At 69.2% G+C, this 22,271-nt stretch carries 19 protein-coding genes; 5 read left to right on the forward strand and 14 right to left on the reverse strand.

Annotation, left to right across the window (positions count from 1 at the left end):
• Positions 1-89: 89 nt before the first annotated feature.
• Genes ACFVM3_RS37560 through ACFVM3_RS37585 form a run of 6 tightly spaced genes read right to left on the reverse strand, consistent with a single transcriptional unit; the run spans position 90 to position 5,780 of the window.
• Positions 90-761, reverse strand: a complete 672-nt coding sequence (locus ACFVM3_RS37560) for a phosphate uptake regulator PhoU (RefSeq protein WP_378444603.1) — start codon at positions 759-761, stop codon at positions 90-92.
• The gene (locus tag ACFVM3_RS37565; RefSeq protein ID WP_378444604.1) at positions 758-1,495 is read right to left on the reverse strand and encodes a metallophosphoesterase; all 738 of its coding nucleotides are present in this window, start codon (positions 1,493-1,495) and stop codon (positions 758-760) included. Before ACFVM3_RS37565 ends, ACFVM3_RS37560 begins: the two co-directional genes overlap by 4 nt.
• The gene (locus ACFVM3_RS37570; protein WP_378444605.1) at positions 1,492-2,301 is read right to left on the reverse strand and encodes a hypothetical protein; all 810 of its coding nucleotides are present in this window, start codon (positions 2,299-2,301) and stop codon (positions 1,492-1,494) included. Before ACFVM3_RS37570 ends, ACFVM3_RS37565 begins: the two co-directional genes overlap by 4 nt.
• Positions 2,298-3,353, reverse strand: a complete 1,056-nt coding sequence (locus ACFVM3_RS37575) for an NAD-dependent epimerase/dehydratase family protein (protein WP_378444606.1) — start codon at positions 3,351-3,353, stop codon at positions 2,298-2,300. The genes ACFVM3_RS37570 and ACFVM3_RS37575 overlap by 4 nt, the downstream gene beginning before the upstream one ends.
• A 28-nt stretch (positions 3,354-3,381) precedes the next feature.
• Positions 3,382-4,416: an aromatic acid exporter family protein gene (locus ACFVM3_RS37580; RefSeq protein ID WP_378444607.1), complete on the reverse strand. Its 1,035-nt coding sequence runs from the start codon at positions 4,414-4,416 to the stop codon at positions 3,382-3,384.
• On the reverse strand, positions 4,416-5,780 hold the full coding sequence (locus ACFVM3_RS37585) for an aldehyde dehydrogenase family protein (protein ID WP_378444608.1): 1,365 nt from the start codon (positions 5,778-5,780) through the stop codon (positions 4,416-4,418). Before ACFVM3_RS37585 ends, ACFVM3_RS37580 begins: the two co-directional genes overlap by 1 nt.
• A gap of 105 nt (positions 5,781-5,885) precedes the next feature.
• Here ACFVM3_RS37585 and ACFVM3_RS37590 point away from each other — a divergent pair, with 105 nt between their 5' ends.
• From ACFVM3_RS37590 to ACFVM3_RS37600, 3 genes are read left to right on the forward strand one after another with little or no spacing between them, the layout of a single operon-like run.
• Positions 5,886-7,991, forward strand: a complete 2,106-nt coding sequence (locus ACFVM3_RS37590) for a catalase (protein WP_378444609.1) — start codon at positions 5,886-5,888, stop codon at positions 7,989-7,991.
• A 39-nt stretch (positions 7,992-8,030) separates the two neighbouring features.
• Positions 8,031-9,518 carry an HAD-IIIA family hydrolase gene (locus ACFVM3_RS37595; protein WP_378444610.1) on the forward strand — a complete coding sequence of 496 codons (1,488 nt, stop codon included), beginning with the start codon at positions 8,031-8,033 and terminating at the stop codon, positions 9,516-9,518.
• Positions 9,515-10,540, forward strand: coding sequence for a glycosyltransferase family 9 protein (locus ACFVM3_RS37600; protein ID WP_378444611.1), 1,026 nt, complete (start codon positions 9,515-9,517; stop codon positions 10,538-10,540). The genes ACFVM3_RS37595 and ACFVM3_RS37600 overlap by 4 nt, the downstream gene beginning before the upstream one ends.
• Here the strand turns inward: ACFVM3_RS37600 and ACFVM3_RS37605 are convergent.
• The 8 genes from ACFVM3_RS37605 to ACFVM3_RS37640 all read right to left on the reverse strand — a co-directional run bounded on the left by ACFVM3_RS37605 (position 10,503) and on the right by ACFVM3_RS37640 (position 20,705).
• Entirely contained in the window at positions 10,503-11,357 is an 855-nt protein-coding gene (locus ACFVM3_RS37605; protein WP_378444612.1) for an SDR family oxidoreductase, read from the reverse strand. The two genes, ACFVM3_RS37600 and ACFVM3_RS37605, sit on opposite strands and share 38 nt — an antisense overlap.
• Before the next feature lie 409 nt (positions 11,358-11,766).
• Positions 11,767-12,777 carry a TauD/TfdA family dioxygenase gene (locus tag ACFVM3_RS37610; protein ID WP_378444613.1) on the reverse strand — a complete coding sequence of 337 codons (1,011 nt, stop codon included), beginning with the start codon at positions 12,775-12,777 and terminating at the stop codon, positions 11,767-11,769.
• Positions 12,774-14,183, reverse strand: coding sequence for a cation:proton antiporter (locus ACFVM3_RS37615; protein WP_378444614.1), 1,410 nt, complete (start codon positions 14,181-14,183; stop codon positions 12,774-12,776). Before ACFVM3_RS37615 ends, ACFVM3_RS37610 begins: the two co-directional genes overlap by 4 nt.
• A gap of 13 nt (positions 14,184-14,196) precedes the next feature.
• On the reverse strand, positions 14,197-15,009 hold the full coding sequence (gene ddaH / locus ACFVM3_RS37620) for a dimethylargininase (RefSeq protein ID WP_378444615.1): 813 nt from the start codon (positions 15,007-15,009) through the stop codon (positions 14,197-14,199).
• 78 nt (positions 15,010-15,087) lie between these two features.
• A complete protein-coding gene (locus ACFVM3_RS37625) occupies positions 15,088-16,341 on the reverse strand; it encodes an ATP-grasp domain-containing protein (protein ID WP_378444616.1) in 1,254 nt (417 codons plus the stop codon).
• Positions 16,338-17,495: an NAD(P)/FAD-dependent oxidoreductase gene (locus ACFVM3_RS37630; protein ID WP_378444617.1), complete on the reverse strand. Its 1,158-nt coding sequence runs from the start codon at positions 17,493-17,495 to the stop codon at positions 16,338-16,340. The genes ACFVM3_RS37625 and ACFVM3_RS37630 overlap by 4 nt, the downstream gene beginning before the upstream one ends.
• 102 nt (positions 17,496-17,597) lie before the next feature.
• A complete protein-coding gene (locus tag ACFVM3_RS37635; protein WP_126730814.1) occupies positions 17,598-19,166 on the reverse strand; it encodes a carbamoyltransferase C-terminal domain-containing protein in 1,569 nt (522 codons plus the stop codon).
• A gap of 87 nt (positions 19,167-19,253) precedes the next feature.
• Positions 19,254-20,705 carry an NB-ARC domain-containing protein gene (locus tag ACFVM3_RS37640; protein WP_378444618.1) on the reverse strand — a complete coding sequence of 484 codons (1,452 nt, stop codon included), beginning with the start codon at positions 20,703-20,705 and terminating at the stop codon, positions 19,254-19,256.
• Positions 20,706-20,893: 188 nt separating this feature from the next.
• Between ACFVM3_RS37640 and ACFVM3_RS37645 the strand changes: the two genes are divergently transcribed.
• On the forward strand, positions 20,894-21,586 hold the full coding sequence (locus ACFVM3_RS37645) for a hypothetical protein (RefSeq protein ID WP_378444619.1): 693 nt from the start codon (positions 20,894-20,896) through the stop codon (positions 21,584-21,586).
• Entirely contained in the window at positions 21,570-21,920 is a 351-nt protein-coding gene (locus tag ACFVM3_RS37650; RefSeq protein ID WP_034319694.1) for an MmcQ/YjbR family DNA-binding protein, read from the forward strand. The genes ACFVM3_RS37645 and ACFVM3_RS37650 overlap by 17 nt, the downstream gene beginning before the upstream one ends.
• Positions 21,921-22,271 lie beyond the last annotated feature (351 nt).

Genomic DNA, 22,271 nt, shown 5'->3' on the forward strand with positions numbered 1-22,271 from the left:
AAAGCCACGTTCGCAACACTCAAGGTTGCGAAAGTGGCTTTCGCAACCCCCCGGCATCGCTACTCCAGCCAGGACACGCGAAGCAAACCTCAAAGCTCGGCAGGAACGTCCCGCACCGAAGACTCCGGCAGTTCACCCGTGAGCGCGAAGTCCACCCGCCGCGCCACCGAGACGGCCTGGTCCGCGAACCGCTCGTAGAACCGCGCCAGCAACGCCACCGAGATCGCGGGCGCGACGCCGTGCGGCCAGTCCGGCCCGGTGACCAGCGTCATCAGCTCCTCGTACAGCGCGTCGACCCGCTGATCGGACCGGGCGAGCGAGTGGAAGACCTCCGCGGTCGGTCCCTCGATCGCCGCGCCGAGGTCTTCCGCCATCGAGCAGGCGAGGCCTGCCATCTCGCCGAACCGGCCGGCGAGCGCCTCGGGGACGGCGAATTCCGGCGCTCGCGCGGCCTGGTCGGCGATGTGCTGGGCGAGATCACCCATCCGCTCCAGCCGGTCGGCGCAGTACACCGCCGCGAGCACGGTCCGCAGGTCGCGCGCGACCGGCGCCTGCAGGGCGAGCAGTTTCTGCGCGGTCTCCTCGCACATGGTCCGCGCCCCGTTCAGTTTCTCCTCGACCGCCGCGAGTTCGGCGGCGGCTTCGGCGTCCCGGTCGAGGAACACCCGGTTCGCGAGGCGCAGTTCCTCGCAGGCCATCCCGCACATGCTCGACAGGAGCTCGCCGAGGACGCTCAGTTGACCATGGAATCGATCCCTCATGTCAGCACTTTCGCAGGTTCGAGTACGTACGTCGCGTACGCCGCGCGGATCACCGGCTGGGCGACGTTGCGCACGGGGACGCCGCCCGGGCTGACGCCTTGTTCGCTGCCGTAGTGCGCGTGTCCGTGCACGGCGAGCGCCACCTTGGCGTCGTCGATCGGCTCGCACAGCAGGTACGAACCCAGGAACGGGTAGATTTCCGGCGGTTCTCCGTGCAGGGTGCCGGGGATCGGCGAGTAGTGCGTCAGCGCGACGGTCACGTCGGGCTGCTCGTGTTCGAGCCCTTCCAGCGCGGTGCGCAGCCGCTGGGCGGCCGCCATGGTGTGTTCGATGAAGTCCTTCATCTCGCGTTCGCCGAACCGGCTCGCGCATTTGCCCGCGAACCCGCCGCCGAACCCTTTCACCCCGGCGACGCCCAGCTTCCCACCGTCCAGTTCCACGGTGGTCGCCGAACCCTCCAGAACGGTGATCCCGGCTTCTTCCAGCAGGCCGCTGACCGCTTCCGCCTCGTCCGAGTGGTAGTCGTGGTTGCCGAGCACCGCCACCACGGGGACGGGGAGTCCGGCGAACTCGTCGGCCACCACCCTGGCCTCTTCGATGCCGCCGTGCCGGGTGAGGTCGCCCGCGAGCAGCAGCACCTCCGCGTGGTCGGCGATGTTGTCCAATGCCGGCCGCAGCAGGCCCCGGTTGTCCTCCCCGAGGTGGACGTCCCCGACCGCGGCGACCCGGATCACCGGATCTCCTCGGCGTGCGACGGCTCGCGGACGTCGGCCAGCCGGACGTCGTTGTGCACCAGCTCGGCCGCTATGTGCTCGCAGACGACCGCCTCGATGTCGGCCTTGCGGTTGGCGCAGGGCACTTCGCCGCTGAGCCGGACCTGGTCACCGCGCACGGTGACGTGCACGCCGAGTTCGGCGGTCCTCGGATCCTCCGCCAGCGCCTTGGTGAGCCTGGCGACCAGGTACTGTGGCGCTTCCTCGGGCATCGGAAGCTCCTTTCCGTCGATGATGGACAGCGCCGCGAGCAGGGTCAGGAACGACCAGGCGTACGGCGATTCGGCGGTCTCCTCGGCCACCCGGTGCCAGTCGACCTGCTCGCGGAGGTCACGGGCGATCCGCAGCAGCGGCCCGAAATCGCAGCGATGCGGGCTGAGCACGAGCATCTTGTCGACGAGCAGGTCGGTCCCGTTGAGCACGGGAGCGGCGGTCGACCCGACCCGCATCAACGAGGCGCGGTCGAGCATCTCGTCGGTGACCGGCCGATGGTTGGGCCGGAAGATGAGGTCGACGAGACAGTCGCCGTCGTACACCTTGGTGAGCCAGTCCTCCGGCGGACGCACCCGTCTCAGGCCCGCGGCTACCAGCGCCTCCGCCGCTTCCTCGATGTCCTCGTGTTTGAGGAAGAGGTCGACGTCGTGGTCGGACGGCGGGCCGCCCCGCGCGTACACGGCGAGACCGCCCGCGACCGCGAACCGTACCGAAGTGCCGTCCAAAGTGGACACCACCTTGGTCAGCGTCTGCAGCAGCTCCTTCTCGTTCACGGCCGCTCCCCCACCCCGGTGGCGAATTCGTGTCCCCGGCCGACGTCCGGCTTCAGCGGTTCGGTCGGGAACCCCTCGCCTTCCCGCAATCCCTTGAGGAACGCTTCGATCGCGTCCTCCGACGAGTATCGCGGCGTCCAGCCCAGTTCTTCCCTGGCGCGCGTGCAGTCCATCACCGGGAGATGCAGCACCGCTTCGAAAAGCCCCGGACTGGCCGGAATCAGGTGTAGCGACCAGGCCGCGGCGAGCGCGTGCCGGACGAAGGCGGCCGGGACCTTCACCGGCCTGGCGCCGAAGATCCGTGCCAGCGCACGGGTGTCCAGTACCGGGTCGGCGGCGATGTTGAAGGCGCCCTTGACGTCCTGAAGCGCGCAACGGCGGTAGGCGTCGGCCACGTCTTCGGTGTGCGCGGTCTGGACCCTCAGTTGCGGGATGTCCGGAAGGATCGGGACGAGCGACGGCCTCAGCAGTTTGCCCGGGACGAGCGGCCCGCCGAAAAGGCGGCGCTGTTCGGGCGCGGCGGCCTTCTGGAAGAGGAATCCGGGGCGCACCCGCACCACCCGGATCCGCGGATGACTTCGGTCGAACGCCTCGAGAACCCGTTCCACATAAGCCTTTTCCCTGGTGTACGCCGCCTTGGGCGAGCCGTGCGTCGGCCATTCCTCGGTCACCGGGTGGTCGTCGTCCCTCGGCGAGTACGCCCCGATCGACGACGCGTACACCAGCGACGGCACCCGCATCGCTTGCGCGGCTTCGAACACCCGGATCGAACCCAGCACGTTGGCCCGCCAGGTGACCTCGGGCCGGTGGGTGGGCTGGAAGAGCCAGGCCAGGTGGATCACCACGTCGGCGCCGTCGAACACGGCCCGGAGGTCGTCGCGGGCGACGTCGGCGGTGACGAACTCGGTCTTCGGGCTCTCCCAGCGGCTGGGGCGCCGCGCCAGCCCGACGATCGACCCGACCTCGGGGTCCGCGCCCAGCGCGCGCACCACCGCCGTCCCGACGTTGCCGGTGGCGCCGGTGACCACGATCCGCTTGCCACTGCTGCTCATGGGTACGGTTACCCACCGTCGCCCCGGCTTAATCGGCGCGGAGCCGCTGGACGAGACGGCGGGCCGGTAGCGCCATCGCCCCCAGGCCGATGGAGGTCGTGACCTCGTCCGTGGGCGTGACGAGCAGATGGTCGATCTCGTCGAGCAGCCTGCGGCACCGATCGAGTTTGCCCGGGTCACCCGAACGGGCCACCTGGGCGAGTGCTTCGAGCAAGTCGGCGACCACCCCGCGCGCGTGCTCGCCGGGATGACGGAACGGCTGCTCGCTCCGGGCGGCCTCGCTCACGGCATCGATCAGCTGGGCGAGTGGCTGCCACAGGGAAATGAGATTCGACAAGGGTTCTTCGCGGATCTCACGCCGTCCACGGAGGTTCAGGTACCGGCCTTCGCGGGTCCAGCCGATCGCGTCTTCCGCCTCCGCGGCCAGGCTGCGGACGTCCTGCAGCCGGTCTTCGAGGCCGTCGGCCGAATCGCCGCCGCGGACCAGATCCGCGGTCTCGTCGAGGATGTCGGCGATCGCCGCGGCCAGCCGCGACGTCGCGTCCCGTAGCCGTTGGCCGTGCAGCGGCGGCAGGATCACGGCGTTGAGGACCGCGCCGATCGCCGCGCCCAGCGCCGTTTCCAGCAGCCGGTCGGCGAGCAGGATGGGTTCGGTCGCGTTGCCGTAGGAGATCAGCAGCATGCCGGTGATCCCGACCCATACCCCCGAATCGCCGAAACCCCGCCAGGAACCGATCAGCAGTCCGACGAAGATGACCAGCCCGAGCGCCACCGTCACCGACGGGATGAGCTGACCGGCACCCGCCGCGAGCAGCACCCCCGCACCGACGGCCCCGACCTGCTGCGCCCAGCCGCGCAGGGAGCGGTAGACGGTGGCCTGAACCAGGAAAACCGCCGCGTACGGCGCGAGAAAAGGTTGCGGCAGGCGCAGCACCGCCGTCGCGACGATCCACGCGATCACCGCCGCGGCCGCGGCCTTCGTGGTCTGGATGAGACTCCGGCGTTCCTCCCCCGGAACCCGGAACGCCCGGGAGACCCAGGCGAACGGCGCCGTCCAGCGCATCACTGCACCGGTGGTGCCAGGTGGACGACCTTGGTCTGAGTCATCTCGTCGAGCAGTTCGGGCCCGTAGCCGTAGCCGCTGCCGCTGGCACCCCGTGGATGGGCGGCCCCGCCAGGGGCACCACCGAAGACGTTGTTGATCTTCACGGTCCCGGCCGGGAGTTCACGCCAGGCCCGCTGCGCGTGCGCCATCGAAGGGGTCAGCACCGTGGCGGCGAGCCCGTACTCGCCGTCGGCCGCCTGTTCGAGCGCCTGCTCGAAGTCCGTGACCACTGTCACCGGCGCGACCGGGCCGAACGTCTCCTCGCGGAGAATCCGCATCCCGGAGGTACATCCGGTGAGCACCGTCGCCGGGTAGAAGGCACCGGGACCGTCCGGCACGACGCCGCCGACCAGCGGATCGGCACCTTGCGCGATCGCTTCCGCGACCTGGGCGTGCACCCCCTCGCGGTGACGCCGGTCGACGAGCGGGGCCAGTTCACGCCTGCCCGCTTCGGCGACCAGCGCCGTGATGAAGGCGCCCGCGACGTCCCGGTGCACCAGGATCCGTTCGACCGAGACACAGATCTGGCCTGAGTTGGCGAAGGCCCCGGTCGCCGCCTGTTCGGCCGCCCAGACCGGATCCACTCCGGCGTCGACAACGAGCGGATCGTTGCCGCCGTTCTCCAGCAACGCCTTGGCGCCGGTCCTCGCCGCGCTCGCCGCGATCGACCGGCCCGCGACGGTACTCCCGACATGCGCGATGACGTCGACGTCCGCGTGGGCCGCGAGTTCGGCGCCGACGCTCCCGTCGCCCTGCACGGTCTGCAGCACTCCCTCGGGAAGAACCTCCGACAGCGCGTTCCCCAGCCAGGCGCCGGTGTGCGGGCAGCGTTCACTCGGCTTGTGCACCACCGTGTTGCCCGTGACCACCGCGGCACCCAGCAGCCCGCAGGCCACGGCGACGGGGTCGTTCCACGGCGTCAGCGCTACGACCACGCCCCGCGGTTCGGGCACCATCAGATCGGTGGCCGACGGATCGCCCAGCAGCGATCGTCCGCGGTGCACCGGGCCCAGTTCGGCGTACTGCTCCAGGGTCCCGGCTCCGGCCAGGACACCTTCTTCGGCCTCGTCGCGGGGCTTTCCGGTCTCGCTCTCGATGAGGACGGCGAGTTCACCCGCGCGATCCCGGAGCGACCTGGCCGCGTCCTTCAGCGCGACCCCGCGTTCGGCCGCCGGTGTGGCGGCCCAGCCCGGGGCCCGCCGTTTCGCCATGGCGATCGCCGTGGCGACGCCATCGGGGGTCGCCGCCTTGACGGTGCCGACGAGGCTGTCGTCGGCGGGGTCGCGGATCTCCAGTACGGCAGGCCGGTCCACCGTCGTCATTCGCACCTCCTCGAAGTATTCGCAGGCCGGTTACCCGATGTCGTTTTGCCGAAACAGTGCCGGGGTAGCCGCGAGGGAAACCACCACCGCGAAGGGGCGACACCAGTGGCACAGCATCGAGAGGACGCGAAGGACGAACAACTGGGCGCGAACCGCGTGGACCCGGAGCAGTCCGCGCTGACCACCCAGCAGGGTGTCCGCGTCGATCACACGAACGACTCCCTGACCGCGGGAGCCCGGGGTCCGACGCTGCTGGAGGATTTCCACGCGCGCGAGAAGATCACGCATTTCGACCACGAGCGCATCCCCGAACGGGTCGTGCACGCGCGTGGCGCGGGCGCCTACGGCTTCTTCGAGGCCTACGACGACGCGCTGGCCGACTACACGGTCGCGGAGTTCCTCACCAGCGGCGAGAAGATCCCCGTGTTCGTGCGGTTCTCCACCGTCGCGGGTTCGCGTGGCTCGGCCGACACCGTCCGCGACGTCCGCGGCTTCGCGACCAAGTTCTACACCCGTCAGGGCAATTACGACCTCGTGGGCAACAACATGCCGGTGTTCTTCATCCAGGACGGCATCAAGTTCCCCGACTTCGTGCACGCGGTCAAACCCGAGCCGCACAACGAGATCCCGCAGGCACAGTCGGCGCACGACACCTTCTGGGATTTCGTTTCGCTGCAACCGGAAAGCCTGCACATGGTGCTCTGGCTGATGTCCGACCGCGCCCTGCCGCGCAGCTACCGGATGATGCAGGGCTTCGGTGTCCACACGTTCCGGCTCGTCAACGCCGTCGGCAAGGGAACCTTCGTGAAATTCCACTGGAAGCCCGTGCTCGGCACGCATTCCCTGGTGTGGGACGAATGCCAGAAGATCGCGGGCAAGGATCCCGACTTCAACCGCCGCGACCTGTGGGACGCCATCGAGGCCGGACAGTACCCGGAATGGGAGCTGGGCGTCCAGCTGGTGGACGAGGACTCCGAACACGACTTCGACTTCGACCTGCTGGACGCCACGAAGATCATCCCCGAGGAGCAGGTGCCGGTGCGGCCGGTCGGGCGGATGGTCCTGGACCGCAACCCCGACGACTTCTTCGCCGAGACCGAGCAGATCGCCTTCCACACCGCGAACATCGTCCCTGGCATCGACTTCACCAACGATCCGCTGTTGCAAGCACGGAACTTCTCCTACCTCGACACGCAGCTGATCCGGCTCGGCGGACCCAACTTCTCCCAGCTCCCGGTGAACCGGCCGATCGCGCCGGTGCACACGAACCAGCGCGACGGGTACGGGCAGCAGAACATCCACAAAGGACGGACGAGCTACTTCCCGAACTCGCTCGGCGGCGGCTGCCCGGCGATCGCCGATTCCGGTGTCTTCCGGCATTACACCGAGGCCGTGGCCGGCCACAAGATCCGGGAGCGCAGCGAGAGCTTCAAGGACTTCTACAGTCAGGCCACACTGTTCTGGAACAGCATGTCCCAGGTCGAACGCGAGCACATCGTCGCCGCTTTCCGGTTCGAGCTCGGCAAGGTCGAGGACCGCGAGGTCCGGGCGCGGACCGTCGCCGAGCTCAACAACGTCGACCACGACCTCGCGGCCAGGGTGGCCGAGGGGATCGGCGTGAGCGTGCCCGCCGCGCCTGCCACCCCTCACCACGACCGCACGTCCCCCGCGCTGTCGCAGCTCAACCAGCCTTCCGTCGCGCCGACCAGCCGGAAGATCGCGGTGCTGGCCGCCGACGGGGTGGACACCATCGGCGTAGGCCGCCTGGTCGAGGCGCTGACCGAGCAGGGCGCGATCGCCGAGGTCCTCGCGCCGACCGAAGCCGAACTCCGGCCAGGCGGTGAAGGAGACCCGCTGCGGCCGGACAGGCAGCTCAACACCATGGCTTCGGTGCTCTACGACGCCGTCGCCGTCCCGTGTGGCCCGAGCGCGATCAACATCCTCGAACGTGACGGGTACGCGGTACATTTCGTCGCCGAGGCGTACAAACACGGTAAACCGGTGGCCGCCTTCGGCTCGGGGTTGGACCTGCTGCGCCGGGCCGGAGTGACCTCGAAGCTGGCCGACGACACCGAAACCCTGATCGACCAGGGCGTCGTGACCACCACGGCGGCCGAGGCGACCCTGCCCGACGGCTTCTTCGCCTCGTTCGTCGCGCAACTGGGCGAACATCGCGCTTGGCAGCGGAAGACCGACGCGATCCCGGCGTGACCGGAGTTTGCGGCGGTGGCTCCCGGGTACCGGAAGAGGGTGAGCGACCTCGACTACACGATCGTGATTCCGACGACCGGCCGGGAGAATCTCCGCACGCTCCTGGCCGGGATCGAAGCCGCCGGGGAACCCCGGCCCGCGCGGATCATCGTCGCCGACGACCGGCCCGGCGGCGAGGATCTGCGGCTTCCCCCGTCCAGTACGGAAATCGAAGTGGTCCGCTCCGGCGGACGCGGTCCCGCCGCCGCCCGGAACGCCGGCTGGCGGCGCGCGGAGAGTGAGTGGATCGCCTTCCTCGACGACGACGTGGTGATCGGCTCGGACTGGCCGCGGAAACTCGCCGAAGACCTCCTCCCCCTCGGGCCGGAGACGGCGGCGTCGCAGGCGCGGCTCGTCGTACCGCTGCCGCCGGACCGCCGCCCGACCGACGACGAACGCGGCACGGCCGGGCTGGAGACGGCCAGGTGGATCACCGCCGACATGGCCTACCGCCGGTCGGTGCTCGCCGAGGTCGGCGGCTTCGACGAACGCTTCCCCCGTGCGTACCGGGAGGACTCGGATCTGGCCTTGCAGGTCGCCAAGGCGGGCCACCTCATCGCGCGGAGTGAACGGGTCACGGTCCATCCGCCCAAACGGTCGGGCCCGCTGGCCAGCCTCCGCGCGCAACGGGGCAACGCCGACGACGCGCTCATGCGGCACAAGCACGGTGTCCTCTGGCGGCAGCAGACCGGAGCCGGACACGGGCGGCTCGAACGGCACACGTTGGCCACCGTCAGCGCGGTGGGCGCCGCGGCTCTGTTCGCGCTGGGACGGCGTAAGGCCGCGGCCGCGGCGGCCGGAGTGTGGGCGGGAGTGACCGCCGAGTTCGCCGCGCGCCGCATCGCGCCGGGACCGCTCACCCCGGGCGAAGTGTCACGAATGCTCCTGACCAGCGTCCTCATCCCGCCCGCGGCTTGCTACCACCGGCTGCGCGGGGAACTGCGGCACCGCCTTTCCCGGCGGCCGCAGGCACTGCTGTTCGACCGGGACGACACCCTCATCGTCGACGTGCCCTACCTCGACGATCCCGACGGCGTCCGTCCCGTGCCCGGCGCCAAGGAACTCCTGCACGGCCTGCGGGCGGCCGGGATCAGGATCGGCGTGGTCAGCAACCAGTCCGGGGTGGCGAAAGGGCTGATCACCCCGGACCGGCTGGCCGCCGTGAACGCCCGTGTCGAGCAGGCCCTCGGCCCGTTCGGCACCTGGCAGGTCTGCGTGCACGACGACGGTGACGGCTGCGCCTGCCGCAAACCCGAGCCGGGGCTGGTGCGCCAGGCCGCGGAGGCGCTCGGTGTGGACGTCCGCCGCTGCGTGGTCATCGGCGACACCGGCGCCGACGTCGACGCCGCCCTCGCCGCCGGGGCCCGCGGGATCCTCATCCCGACCGCGCGGACCCGGCCGGAGGAGATCGACCGCGCCCGTCGCCGGGCGACCGTCGCGCGAGACCTCGCCGAAGCCGTGCACCTGGCCGTCGCGGGTACTCGATGAACGTCCTGGTCGCGAGGATGGACAACCTCGGTGACGTCCTGCTCGCCGGCCCCTGCGTCCGCGCGGTCGCGGCCGGGGCGGACCGCGTGGTCCTGCTGACCGGGCCCCGTGGTCGTGCCGCGGGCGACCTGCTGCCCGGCGTGGACGAGGTCATCACCTGGTGCGCTCCGTGGATCGACCCCGAGCCCCCGCCGGTCACCCAGGAGGACACCGACGCGCTCGTCCGGCGCTTGCGCGAGTTCTCCTTCGACGCGGCGTTGATCTTGACGTCGTTCCACCAGTCCCCGCTCCCGCTGGCACTGCTGCTGCGGATGGCGGGGGTGCCGTGGATCGGCGCGATCAGCGAGGACTACCCCGGATCTTTGCTGGATCTGCGGCACCGGGTGCCGGGTGATCCGCCGGAACCGGTCCGGATGTTGTCCCTGGCCCAGGAGGCCGGGTTCTCGTTGCCGCCCGGCGACGACGGCGGTCTCGCCGTCCGCTGGCCCCTGCCGCCGGTGGAGGAACTGGTCGGCGACGAGGACTACGTGGTCGTCCACCCGGCCGCGTCGGTCCCGGCAAGGCAGCCGTCCGCCGAACGCTCGGCCGCGATCGTGCGGGCGCTGCAGGACGCCGGGCGCCGCGTCGTCGTCACCGGGTCGCCATCGGAAAGCGTCCTGACCAAGGAGGTCGCCGGGGACGCGCTCGATCTGGGCGGGCGAACGGGACTGCCCGAACTGGCGGCCGTGCTCGCGGCGGCGGACGTCGTGGTGGCGCCGAACACCGGCCCCGCCCATCTCGCCGCCGCCGTCGGGACGCCGGTGGTCTCGCTGTTCGCGCCCGTGGTGCCGGCGTCACGCTGGGCGCCCTACGGCGTGCCGTCCGAAGTGCTCGGCGACCAGCACGCGGCATGCAGGGACAGCCGGGCCCGGGTCTGCCCCGTGCCCGGCCATCCGTGCCTGGACGACCTCGCGCCCGAAGCCGTCGTCGACGCCGTGGCGCGCCTCAGCCGGGTGTCGTCTCGCCGCCCAGCGCGGCGATGACCTCACCGCTGTAGTACGAAGAAAGCCGGTTGGACGCCAGGAAGACGTACGACGGTGCGAGGTCGTCGGGATGCGCCGCCCGCTCGAACGGGACCTGGAGGCCGAACTTCTCCACCTTCTCGGGCGGGAACGTCGACGGGATCAGCGGTGTCCACACCGGACCGGGCGCGACGCAGTTGATCCGGACGCCGCGATCGGCCAGCGCCTGCGCCATCGCGTACGTCCAGGCGTGCACGGCGCCCTTGGTCGCGGAGTAGTCGATGAGCGATTTGTTGCCGCGCAGGCCGTTCACCGAACCGGTGTTGATGATGACCGAGCCCTCACCCAGATGGGGCAAAGCGGCGTTGGTGACCCGGAAGAAGCTGTGGATGTTCACGTCGAACGTGTGTGTCCACTGCTCGTCGGTGAGCTCTTCGGGGCTGTCGACCGGCCACTGGGTGGCGACGTTGTTGACCAGGATGTCCAGGCCACCCAGGTCCTTCACGGTCCGATCCACGATCTCGCGGCACTGCGCCGCCTCGGCGAGATCACCCGGTAGGAGGAGGCACTCGCGCCCTTCAGCGCGTACGCGTTCCTCGGTGTACTTCGCGTCTTCGTGCTCGTTGAGGTAGGCGATCGCCACGTCGGCGCCTTCCTTCGCGAAGGCGATGGCGACCGCGCGGCCGATCCCGGAGTCACCGCCGGTGATCAACGCGCGTTTGCCCGCCAGCAGCTCGCGCCCCTCGTAGTCCTCCATGGAGTCGCGCGGCGGCGGATCCATTTTCGACGTCACGCCCGGCGGTTCCTGCTGCTGCGGCGGCCGTAACTTGTCTGCCATCGGGTTCCCTCCCGTCGGGTGCTTTGGCGGAGGGTTACCCGGATGGCCGCTTTCTCGAACATGCCCGGCCGGGTGTCGCGAGAGCCACTTTCGGGACGTCTGGTGTCCCGAAAGTGGCTTTCGCGGCGCGCTCGCCGGACGATCACCCGGTCCGAGTGTTGCGAAAGTGGCTTTCGCAACCCGGCCCGGTGCGGCTTCGCGTGACTGGATGGCCGCCTCTCGTGATTGGACGGACGTCACGCGTGTCCAGGCGGACGACACGCCTCGGACCCGGGCCGCACGTGAGTCGTCCGCCCAATCACGCGTGTCGTCCGCCCAATCACACGTGTCGTCCGCCCAATCACGCGTGTCGTCCATCTGATCACGCGTGTCGTCCGTCCGGGCACGTCGCGACCGCGGGCGGGAGGCCTCAGTGCACCCGCCGGTCCCCCGCCGTCCCCCGGTACCGGATCGTCCACAGGCTGCGCCGGATGTACGTCCGCTGCAGCCACCGGTCCCGCCCGTTGTGCCGCGCGAAGAACTGCGACCGCGCGTGCAGCCCCTTCCGGTTGTTGATCAGCAGCGCCGTCCCCGGCTCCAGCTTGACCTGGTGCGCGACCTCGCGGCAGACCCGCTGCAACTCCTCCAGCGCCTGTTCCGCCTCGACGGTCTCCCCCACCACACCGTTGGCCGAGATCGCCACTTCCGGCGATTCCGCCGGCCCGGAGATGACCGCCACGAGATCGGAGAGCACGTCGGCACCGTTGGCCACGTCACGCACGTAGCTGCCGGGAGCGTTGAGCCGGAACAGCGGGCGCCGCAGGACGTCGAGCACCGCCGGGTCCAGCGCGGCCGAGATGTCCCTGCCGTCGGCGTAGTAGGTGACGGCTTCCTTGTTCCCGTCCTGGCGCACGCAGTTCAGTACCAGGAAGTCCGGATTGGACACGTCGTACCTGCCGACCTCGTCGTGCACGATGTCGTTGTGGAAGTTCAGGAACACGTGCGAGCTCTGGTTGGTCTGGCTCCGCGCCCCCGCCGACACCGGGACGACGTCGTGCACGAGCCGCCCGCTCTTCTCGGTGGTGAACCCGACCGGCTCGCCGAGCAGCTGGCTCAGTCCCAAAAGGACGGTCTCGGCGACGAACGTCTTCTTGTCCTTGCTGGGTTCCCCGTCGATCGGTGTCTCGGGAAGCGCCGGGTCCACCGGCAGGTTGCGCACGAGCGCGACGCCGGGGGTGTCGACGTGCCTGCCGAAGTCCAGGATCGTCTGCGACTGGTCGATCGGCAGCTTCGAGAACGCGACGCGGAGCATCGCCAGCGAGCGGTCGATGTCGTCGACGGGGTTCGGGAAGGACCGCAGGTCGCTCCCGATGGTGTCCCGGACTTCGTCGTCGAGGACGACCTCGGCGAAGGTGCTGACTAGGGTTTCCTTGCTGGTCATGGCGTCCTATCCACTTTCCGCCGCCGCTGGACCGGCGGTCTCGTCTTGAACTTGGCGATGAAGGTGAGCGCGGGGGCGGTCGCGATCGTCGACACGAGCGTCATGATCACGAGCATCGCGAACACCGCCGGGCTGATCACCTTCAGCTGGAGGCCGACGTTGAGCACCACCAATTCCGTCAGTCCCCGACAGTTCATGAGCGCCCCGAGCGACAGTGATTCGCGCCAGCCGACACCGGTCAGCCGGGCCGCCGTGGTGCTGCCCGCCCATTTCCCGAACACCGCCACCGCCGTGATCACCACGGTCCACAGCCACAGCGATCCGGAGCCGAGCAGGCTGAACTCGGTGTGCAGCCCGGTGTAGGCGAAGAACAGCGGCAGCAGCAACGTCAGGGTCACGCTGCCGAGCTTCCCGGCCGCGCGGGTGACGACCGGATCGTTCCTCGGCGCGATCACCCCGAAGAGGAAGGCGCCGAAGATCGCGTGGATGCCGATCTCGTTGGTGGCCAGCGCCGACAGCATGATCCCGCCGAGCAGGATCGCCAGCACCGCGGACTCCGGCACGCGGGCGAGCGCCTTCGCCAGCAGCGGCCGGACGGCGTAGAGCATGACCACGACGAACACCAAGGTCAGCCCGACGGTCAGGAAGACCTCGGACGGCGTCCCGCCCTGGCTGACGGCCACCACGACGGCCAGCAGGCACCACGCGGCGACGTCGTCGACGGCGGCGCAGGTGAGTGCCAGCGCCCCCAGCGGAGTCTTCGACAGGCCACGATCGGTCAGGATCCGCGCCAGCACCGGGAACGCCGTCACGCTCATGGAGACCGCGATGAACAGCCCGAAGGCGAGGAAGCCGACGTCACCGCCGAAGGTCGGGTACATGCCGAGCGCGAGCACGATCCCGCAGACCATCGGCAGCGCGATACTGACCTGGCTGACCGTCACCGCGGTGAACCCGCGCTCGCGCACCGCGGCGAGATCGATCTCCGAACCGACCAGGTACATGAAGAAGATCAGGCCAAGCTGCGAAAGGATGTTGATCGCCGTGACCACCCCGCCGGGGAACAGCCAGCCGAACGCGCCCGGCCAGACGAGCCCGAACAGCGACGGGCCCAGCAGGATGCCGGCGACGATCTCGCCGATCACCGCGGGCTGGCCGAGCCGCCGGGCCAGGACACCCGCCAGGTAGCAGGCGCCCAGGATCACCGGCAGCGCGACCAGCAGGCGTGCGTAGGTGTCGGGCCCGCCGCCCGCGGCCTTGGCGCCTGTGCTCGCGACAGGCGCGTAGGCAGACCCCAGGCCGAGCACCACGACGACGACCACCGCCGGGACCGCGATCAACGCCGTCCCGACGACGATCCGGCGCAGCGTGGTGCGCCCGCCCCGGTCCCGCACAGCCGAATCCATCGAGTTTCTCTCCCTAACCGGCACGCAGTTCCAGCGTGCAGCACTTGACACTGCCGCCCGCCTTGAGCAATTCGGACAGGTCGGCGCCGATCGGTTCGAAGCCGTGTTCCCGCAGCCGCGCGGTCAGCTCGGTGGCCGCCTGCGGGAGCACGACGTGCTTGCCGTCGGAGACGGCGTTGAGGCCGAACACGGCGGCGTCCTCTTCCGTGGCCAGGATCGCGTCGGGATACAGCTCTTTCAGCAGCAGGCGGCTCTCCTCGGAGAACGCGCCCGGGTAGTACATGACCGTGTCGTCGTCGAGGACCGCGAGTGCCGTGTCGAGGTGGTAGTACCGCGGGTCGATCAGCGTCAGCCTGGTCACCGGACGGCCGAAGAACTCGCGCGATTCGTTGTGCGCCTCCGGATTCGTGCGGAAGCCGGTCCCTGCGAGGATCGTCTTCCCCGCGACGAGATAGTCACCCTCCCCCTCGTTGACCCACTGCGCCTGCCGCACGTAGCGATATCCGTTGCCTCGGAACCACTTGAGATACGCGTCGGACTCGCCCGCCCGCTGCACGTGGTGGAAGCGCGCGACGAGCACCTGCCCGTCGACCACGGTGGCCCCGTTGGCCGCGAACACCATGTCGGGCAGGCCGGGCAGCGGCTCGAGCAGCTCGACCCGATGCCCCAGATCGACGTACAAATCGCGCAGCCATTCCCACTGGGCGATGGCCAGCTCGGTGTCCGTCGGTTTCCGCGGATCCATCCAGGGATTGATCGAGTACTCGACGTCGAAGTACGTCGGTCTGACCATCAGGTAGTGCCGTTGGGTGGCAGTCCGTGACACGCTTCCTCCACGCGGTTTTGGGCGTCTTCCGCCACCGGGCCCTGGGTAAGGGTCCGGTTTCGTCGTACGGTTTCGGTGCTACTTCTGGGTTTCCGAGAGTTTGACCTCGATCTTCCCGGCGAGATCGTTGGCGTTGCGCATGGCTTCGTCGAAGGACGCGCCGAGCGCGCCGATGCCGCCGAAGATGTTGTTGCCGAGCGGCGGGCGTTTGATCAGGTCGCCCGGCTTGGCGAAGATCTTGAGGTAGTACAAGGAAGCCGATTCGTTCACCGCGGGCGGGACGTCGATCGACGCGATCACGCCGCCGGGGCAGATCAGGCACATCGCGGCGGTGTGCAGCCCGGTCGGGCTGAAGTGCCGGACGTCCGGCCGCACCCCGCGGGAGACGTCCATGAGTCCCTTGATCGGGTCGTACCCGGCCGAAAGCCGCGCCATGTGGTCGAGTCCCCCGCCGCCGGGCCGGACGGCGATCTCCAGCAGGAACGGTTTTCCTTGATGGAAACGGACCTCGGCATGCAGCGCGCCGCGCGTGAGCCCCTGCGCCCGCACTCCGGCGGCGACCACCGCGTGCACTTCGGCCACCTGCTCGGCCGTGAGCGACGTGGGCGCGTGGTGCACATCGTCGTCGAAGGTCTCCCCCTCCGAAGTCACCCGGTCCACAATGGACCCGAGGTAGACCTCGTCGTCCCAGGCGACCGCTTCGATCAGGTGCTCGTGACCGTCCAGAAAGGACTCGACGAGCAGCCCGTGCGGGCCGAGGTCCAGCCCTTCGGCCTCCATGTTGTACCAGGACATCCCGTCGATGCCTTCACGTGCCTGCGCGTAGCGTTCTCGCATCTTCTCTTCGTCGTCGACCCGGAAGACGAAGTTGCTGGCCGCGCCGAGGGTCGGCTTGAGAATCACCGGATAGCCGAAGTCCTCCGCCGTTTGAAGAGCCGAATCGAGGTCTTCGACGAACCGGTAGTCCGGATGCGCGGCCCCGCCCTTTTCGTGCGCCTGCCGCATGATCAGCTTGTTCCGGCTCGTTCGCGCCGCGTCGACACCGATACCGGGCAGGCCGAGCGCCTCGGCCACCGCGGCGACCAGGACCACACCGGACTCGGAGAAGGTGAGCACGCCGTCGAACGACTCCTCGGCGTGCCATGCCTTGGCGTGCCGGATCAGGTCGTCGATGTGGTTGCTGCCGGCGATCCGGTAGCGCTCGGACGGCCAGAGATCCTCGGTCCCGATCCCGTTGAGCACGTACAGCACACCGCCGAAGTCCTCGATCTGCTGATACCGGGGCAGGTAGTAGTAGGAGTTCTGGCTGGCTTCCAGCGCGAGCAGTTTCACGACACACCTCGCAGGGCAGGACGGATCGGGTGGACACCGCCCGCTCGCACGAGCGGCCGGTCGAGCGATTCGAGTCCGGTCGGGACCGGGTCGGCGCCGGTCAGGCGCGCGGCGAGGGACCGGGCGATCAGCGGGGCGAACTTGAACGACGAGCCGCCGCACGCCGCGTAGGTCAGGACCCGGTCGCCGAGGACCGCGAGCATCGGGCCGAGGGTGGAGCGCCGGGCCAGGTAGTGACAGTCCCGGGTGTCGACCAGCCAGTCCCGGCGGAACCCCGGGATCAGCGTGGCGAACGTGTCGATCAGGTGTTCACGCCACCACGAGGGCACCGCGGCGCCGCCGATCTCGTCGACGACGCGGCACGCGCTCGCGGCGCTGAGCTTCAACGGCGTCCCGGCGACGGGCGGCACCAGCCACGCGCCCCCGTCGGACCCGAGCGACGTGATCGCCGGGGTCGCGGCCCACGCAGCGGCGTCGGCGGGCGGGACGTCGCAGTAGAGCATCGTCTGCCGGTGCAGCACGAGTTCCCTGGACAGCACGGGGGCCAGCAGCTCACGGGACCACGGGCCCGCCGCCACCAGGACGGCGTCACCGCGGAGGGTCTCCCCGTCGGCCAGGCGGACCTCGGCCCGGTCGGCGTCGATCCCGGCCACCTTGCGATGCGGATGGAGTTCCGCGTTCGCGTGCCACCGCAGCCGCGTGGCGCACGCGGTCAGTACGCGATCGGCGAGCAGGACCCCCGCGTGCGACTCGAAGATCGCGCCCGTCCCGGGAACGAACCCGGCGTGCGGGAACTCCGCGGCGAGCTCGTCCGCGCCGAGCGCTTCGGCCTTCGATCCGGCCGCCGTCAGCAGCTCTCGCGCGGCCGCCGCCTCGGGCCCCGGTACCGCGGTGAGCGCACCGACCTGTTCGTAGAACGACGTCGACAGCAGGTGTTCGAGTTCGATCCACGCGTGGTGCGCGCCGACCGCGGCCGCCGTGGTGGCCGGGTCGCCGGTATGCAACGCGCGCAGCACGCGGTGCCGGTCGAACGAGGTCGCGCCCGAGAACGGGATGTCCGCCTGGTCGGCGATCACCACTTCGTGCCCGGCGGACACGCATTCCAGCGCGGTCAGCAGCGCGATGACGCCACCGCCCGCGAACACGACTCGCATGGTCTTCCCCCTCCGGGCGAGACTTCGTTCGGGCACCACGAGGTACCCGGATGCCACTGCTGGGTGGTGGCATCCGGGCCTTGCCCCCGTCGGGCAAGGATTTCAGGAGGCGCGCGGGGTCACGAACGTGTCGTTGATGACGTAGCCGTCGAGGCCGTACGTCTCCCCGTACTCGATGAGATCACTGGTGCGGTTGAGGAAACCGCGCCCGTTGTTGTTCAGCGAGGTGTTGCACAGCACGCTGAACCCGGTCTGCTCACGGAACGCCTCGAGCAGGTCGGTGATCCCGGCGTTACGCTCCCGTGTCACCGTCTGGGTACGCGCGGTGCCGTCGACATGCGTGATGGCCTTCAACTCGTCGGAGGTGACGTGGTTGAAGTACAGCATGTACGGGTCCTCCACCGAGCCGACGAACCATTTCGGAGCGTCGGATTCCAGTGCGATCGGGGCGATCGGGCGGTAGTCCTCGCGGCGCTTGATCTTGTTGAGCCGCACGGTGGTGTCCACGGTGAACGGCGCGGCCAGGATCGACCGGTTGCCCAGTGCCCGCGGGCCCATCTCGTACCGGCCACGCGCCCAGCCGATGATGTTGCCGTCCTTGAGGTACTTCGCGACCTCGCTCGCCACGAGCGGCCGCGTCTCGTACTTGGCGGGATCCGGGACGACGTCCTCGACGAAGTTCTCCCCCGCGTAGACGTCCCATTCGATGGTCGCTTGCCCGGTGTAGAACCACTGCGCGTCGATGGCCGTGCCGAGTGCGGAACCGCTGTCGTTGGGGCACGGCGGCACGAACACCGACGAGAACAAGCCGCTCTCCCGCCACAAGCGGTTCCAGTCGCAGTTCAGGCCGCAGCCACCGGAGATCAACAGCGGCAGGCCTTCGGTCAGGTTCTTCTCGGCGTAGTCGTAGAACCGATTGAAGATCGCCTGCGAGTGTTTCGCCGCCGCGTTGCGGTATTCCTGCGACCAGACACCGGCGTTGTACAGATGGGACCAGGACATCTCCTCTTTGGACAGACCGAGGATGATGCCGTCGCGGTCGAGGATGAAGTCGATGGTCTTCTGCTCGTCCGGCGTGAGCGGGCCCGGCTCGGCGAACCCGGTCAGCGCCATCTGCTTGCCGGCGTCGTTGAACCGGAACTTCCCCTTGCCCAGCGGGAAACCAGGGTCGGCCAGCGCGAAGAGATACGCGTACTTCGCGCCGGGGTCGGTCAGGACGTGCTGCAGGTGCGTGGCCTCACCGCGCTCGTCGATCCGGTAGAAGTCACCGATGTTCCCTTCCCACACCAGGGAGTAGTACGCCTGGCCGGGCGCCGCGGGGGCCATCCCGAGGGAGGTGTAGATATGCGAGCGCTCGTGGGTCGAGGAGAAGTACCGCACGTCCTTGCCGAAGAACTTGCCTGCCTCGTCGGAGATCGCGCCCTCGCCGACACCGAAATATCCGGTGCGGGACGGCGGTTCCACCGAGAACTCCCCCTTGACCCAGCCGCCGAGCGCGACCACGTCGGGCTGCTTGTCGAGCATGCCCGCCGCGCGCGCCATCAGCTCGCCGGTGATCCGGTCGTAGCGCGGGTAGTTGTCCTTTTCCGACTCCAGCGCGAACAGCAGCTTGCCGTCCTCGATCGCCACGATCCCGCCATCGTGACCCTCTTTCATCGACAGAATCAGCATTGTGTCACCGAATTTCGCTCGCCTTCATTCGTCGACTCATTCAAGCCGCGCGGCCCGTTGACCGGAAGCGCCGCGCGGGGAGAACAATCAACCTTCGGACGAGCCGCCCGGCAGCGTGCGCACCGCCTCGTGGCGCAGCGATTCGAACGCGTTCTTGCGCGTCCTGCGGCCTGCCATCGGGACGGCGGCGGCGAACGGGCTCGGTTCCCGTTGCCGTTCGGCGGCGAACGCGCTGACCAACCGGGACACCGCGTAGCGCCCGGCGACGTTGGCACGCTGGATGAGTCCGGCGTCCACCACGGATTCGAGGAGTTCGTCGGCGGTCTCGATCATGATGCCCATCGCGGCGGCGACGGCGATCGACGTCGTCCAGCCCGCCCCGCTCTGCCCGAAATGCTGGACGGCCTCCCGTTCGGTGGGCGAGAGATGCTCGTATGCCGCGGAAAACCGGTCCCGCACGTTGACGTCACCGACGCAGAGGCTGTCCATGAGCCGTTCACGATCGGCGAGCTGGCCCGCGGTGTACGCGATCGCCCATTCCGGGCGGGCGGCGATCTTGCGGCCGACGATGTTGACCGCCAGCGGAAGGTCCCCGCACAGTTCGGCGATCGTGTCGGTGGCGTCGTGCTCCGCCCGCACCCGGCCCGGCCCGGCGATCCGGCCGATCAAGGCCAGCGATTCCTTGCGGGAGAACGTATCGAGCTCGATACGGTTCGTGTCCTCCAGACCGAGCAGCCGGGCGCGGCTGGTGACCACGACCTGGCTGTGCGGGGCCTGGCCGAGCAGCGGCCGCACCTGTCCCTCGTCCCGGACGCCCGTCAGCAGCACGAACAGCCTGCGTTCCGCCAGCAGTGACCGGTACAGGCCGATCCGCTGCATCGGATCGTCGGGCACCAGATGCGCGGGCACACCGAGCGCGCGCAGGAACCCGCGCACGATCCCGTTGGCCGAGCGACCGCCGGAACCGCTGTCGCCCAGGTCGGCGTACAGCTGCCCGTCCGGGAAGTCCGCCGCCACCTCTTCCGCCAGCCGCAAGGCGAAAGCCGTCTTCCCCACCCCGATCGGACCACTGACGAGCAACGGCACCTTGACCGGCCCGCTCGCGCCGATCATCTCGGCGGCGTCGGCCAGATCTCTTTCCCTGCCGACGAAAGTCCTCGACGCCATCGGCAGCTGGGCCGGACGGGCGAGGCGGATGACGCCGGATGCCGTCGCGTGCGCGCCGTCCGGTGGAGTGTCGGCCGCGCGGTCTTCCCGTGTCTCGGCGCCGGTTCCCGGCTGTCCGGCGACGCTGCGCCAGCGCCGTTCCCACACCGCACGGTCCCCACCGCACGCGGAGACGAACGCCAACGTCACGGCGAGCGTCGGCAAGCGATGGCCGCTCGCCGCGCTGGACAGCACGGAAGGTGCGAACAGTGCGGTCCTGGCGAGTTCCCGGTAACTCGGGTTTCCCGCCCGGTTCCTCAAAACGCGCAGATCGTGAGCGAATGCGGCGATCGGACCAGTGGAGCCGTCCAACGGTCGCTCGGGTCTGCCCATGCCCTCTCCCTCCCCTGGATGGGGTAACGCAATCGCGCTGCGTGACCGCCATCCTTGTGGCCTTCCTGGCCACAACCCTAAAGGACCAATGAACCATGCAGCAGATACAAATAGGTGACTCAATGTACAAAGTCCAATAGTTGGACGCGGAAATTCACCCCCTTGGTGGCACCGGATAGAGTTCGCTCATGTCTGACCCCCTGCCCCCGCTCGCCGAACTCCGGCGGGCCGCCGAAGTGTTCAACGGCTTCGCGAATGTGGACGCCTCCTGGCTCCGGCTGCTCGAAGAAGCGCAGACCGCGATCGACCTGTCACAGCCCGCGCATCGCACAATTCTTCTTCGCTGGCTGAACTCGTGGGGCTGCCGTATCCGGTACCCGCGAGACGGCGAACCTTCCCCGTTCGACGACGGTGTACGCACCTGGTGGGAGACCTGGGGGACGACACTCCCGTCAGCCGACCTGGCCGGCTTGACGGACGCGGAGATCGACACCGCCGCGAAGGCCTACGCGGACCTTTCGGGTGTCGTCGTCTCGGCGGGACGGAGCAGGCGTACGCTGGGCCCGACCGCCGCGGCCAAGGCGCTGTATGCGTTGCGGCCCAACACGATCATGCCGTGGGACGCCGCCATCGCGGCCGCGCTCCACGGCAGCCGTGACGACGCCGCGTTCGGCGCGCACCTGCGGCTCGGCCGCGCGTGGGCCGCCGCGGTGATCGCCGAGGCCGGGGACGACGGGGCCGAAATCCCCGCACTGGTGGGCAGGCCCGTGTCACTGGCGAAGATCCTCGACGAATACCTTTACGTCGCCTTCACCATGGGCGCCAAGGGTGACTGGGGAACAGACAGCGGAGAATGGTGGAAAAATGGTAACCGGGGATGACGTCAGACGGATCGTTTCGGACCTGCCCCGCGCCTATGAGGCGTTGGTCCGCGACCGAGCGAAGTTCCGCGTGGGGCGAATCGTGTTCCTTTCGCTCTCACCGGACGAAACCGTGATGGGATTCGGCTATCCCAAAGAGGAGCGGGAAGCGCTCGTGGCAGGCGAGCCGGAGAAGTTCATGATGCCGATTCCGTCCGATATGCGCTATCAGTGGGTCCGCGTCCGGCTGTCCGCGATCGATTACGAAGAGTTACGAGAGTTGATCGTCGACTCGTGGCGAATGTGCGTGCCGAAGAAGGTCTGGACGGAATACCTGGAAAAGAACCCGAGCTGAACCACTCCTTTCGGCGTGCGCCGTTCAGCCCCCTCGCTTACCCTTTTCGGTCCCGTGAATTCCCCTTTCGGGCGCTGACGCGGGTAGAAATCCGGTGCCGCCTCGGCCCAGGGCCGTGTCCGAATCCGTAACTCGCGTGCTTAAACCCGTAACTCGCGTGTCTGGGGCCGTAACTCGCGTGTCTCGGGACGGATGACGGCCAGCGCGAGAGTTACGCCTCCGATCACGTGAGTTACGCCTCTAATCACGCGTGTTACGGCTCCGATCACGTGAGTTACGCCCGCCGCAGGCCAAGCCGGACGCAGCCCCGCAAGTACATGAAGGCCCCCTTCCTTGCGCCTGGCGCAAGGA

Origin of the sequence: Amycolatopsis sp. NPDC057786 (assembly GCF_042797905.1) — a bacterium.
Lineage (GTDB): Bacteria > Actinomycetota > Actinomycetes > Mycobacteriales > Pseudonocardiaceae > Amycolatopsis.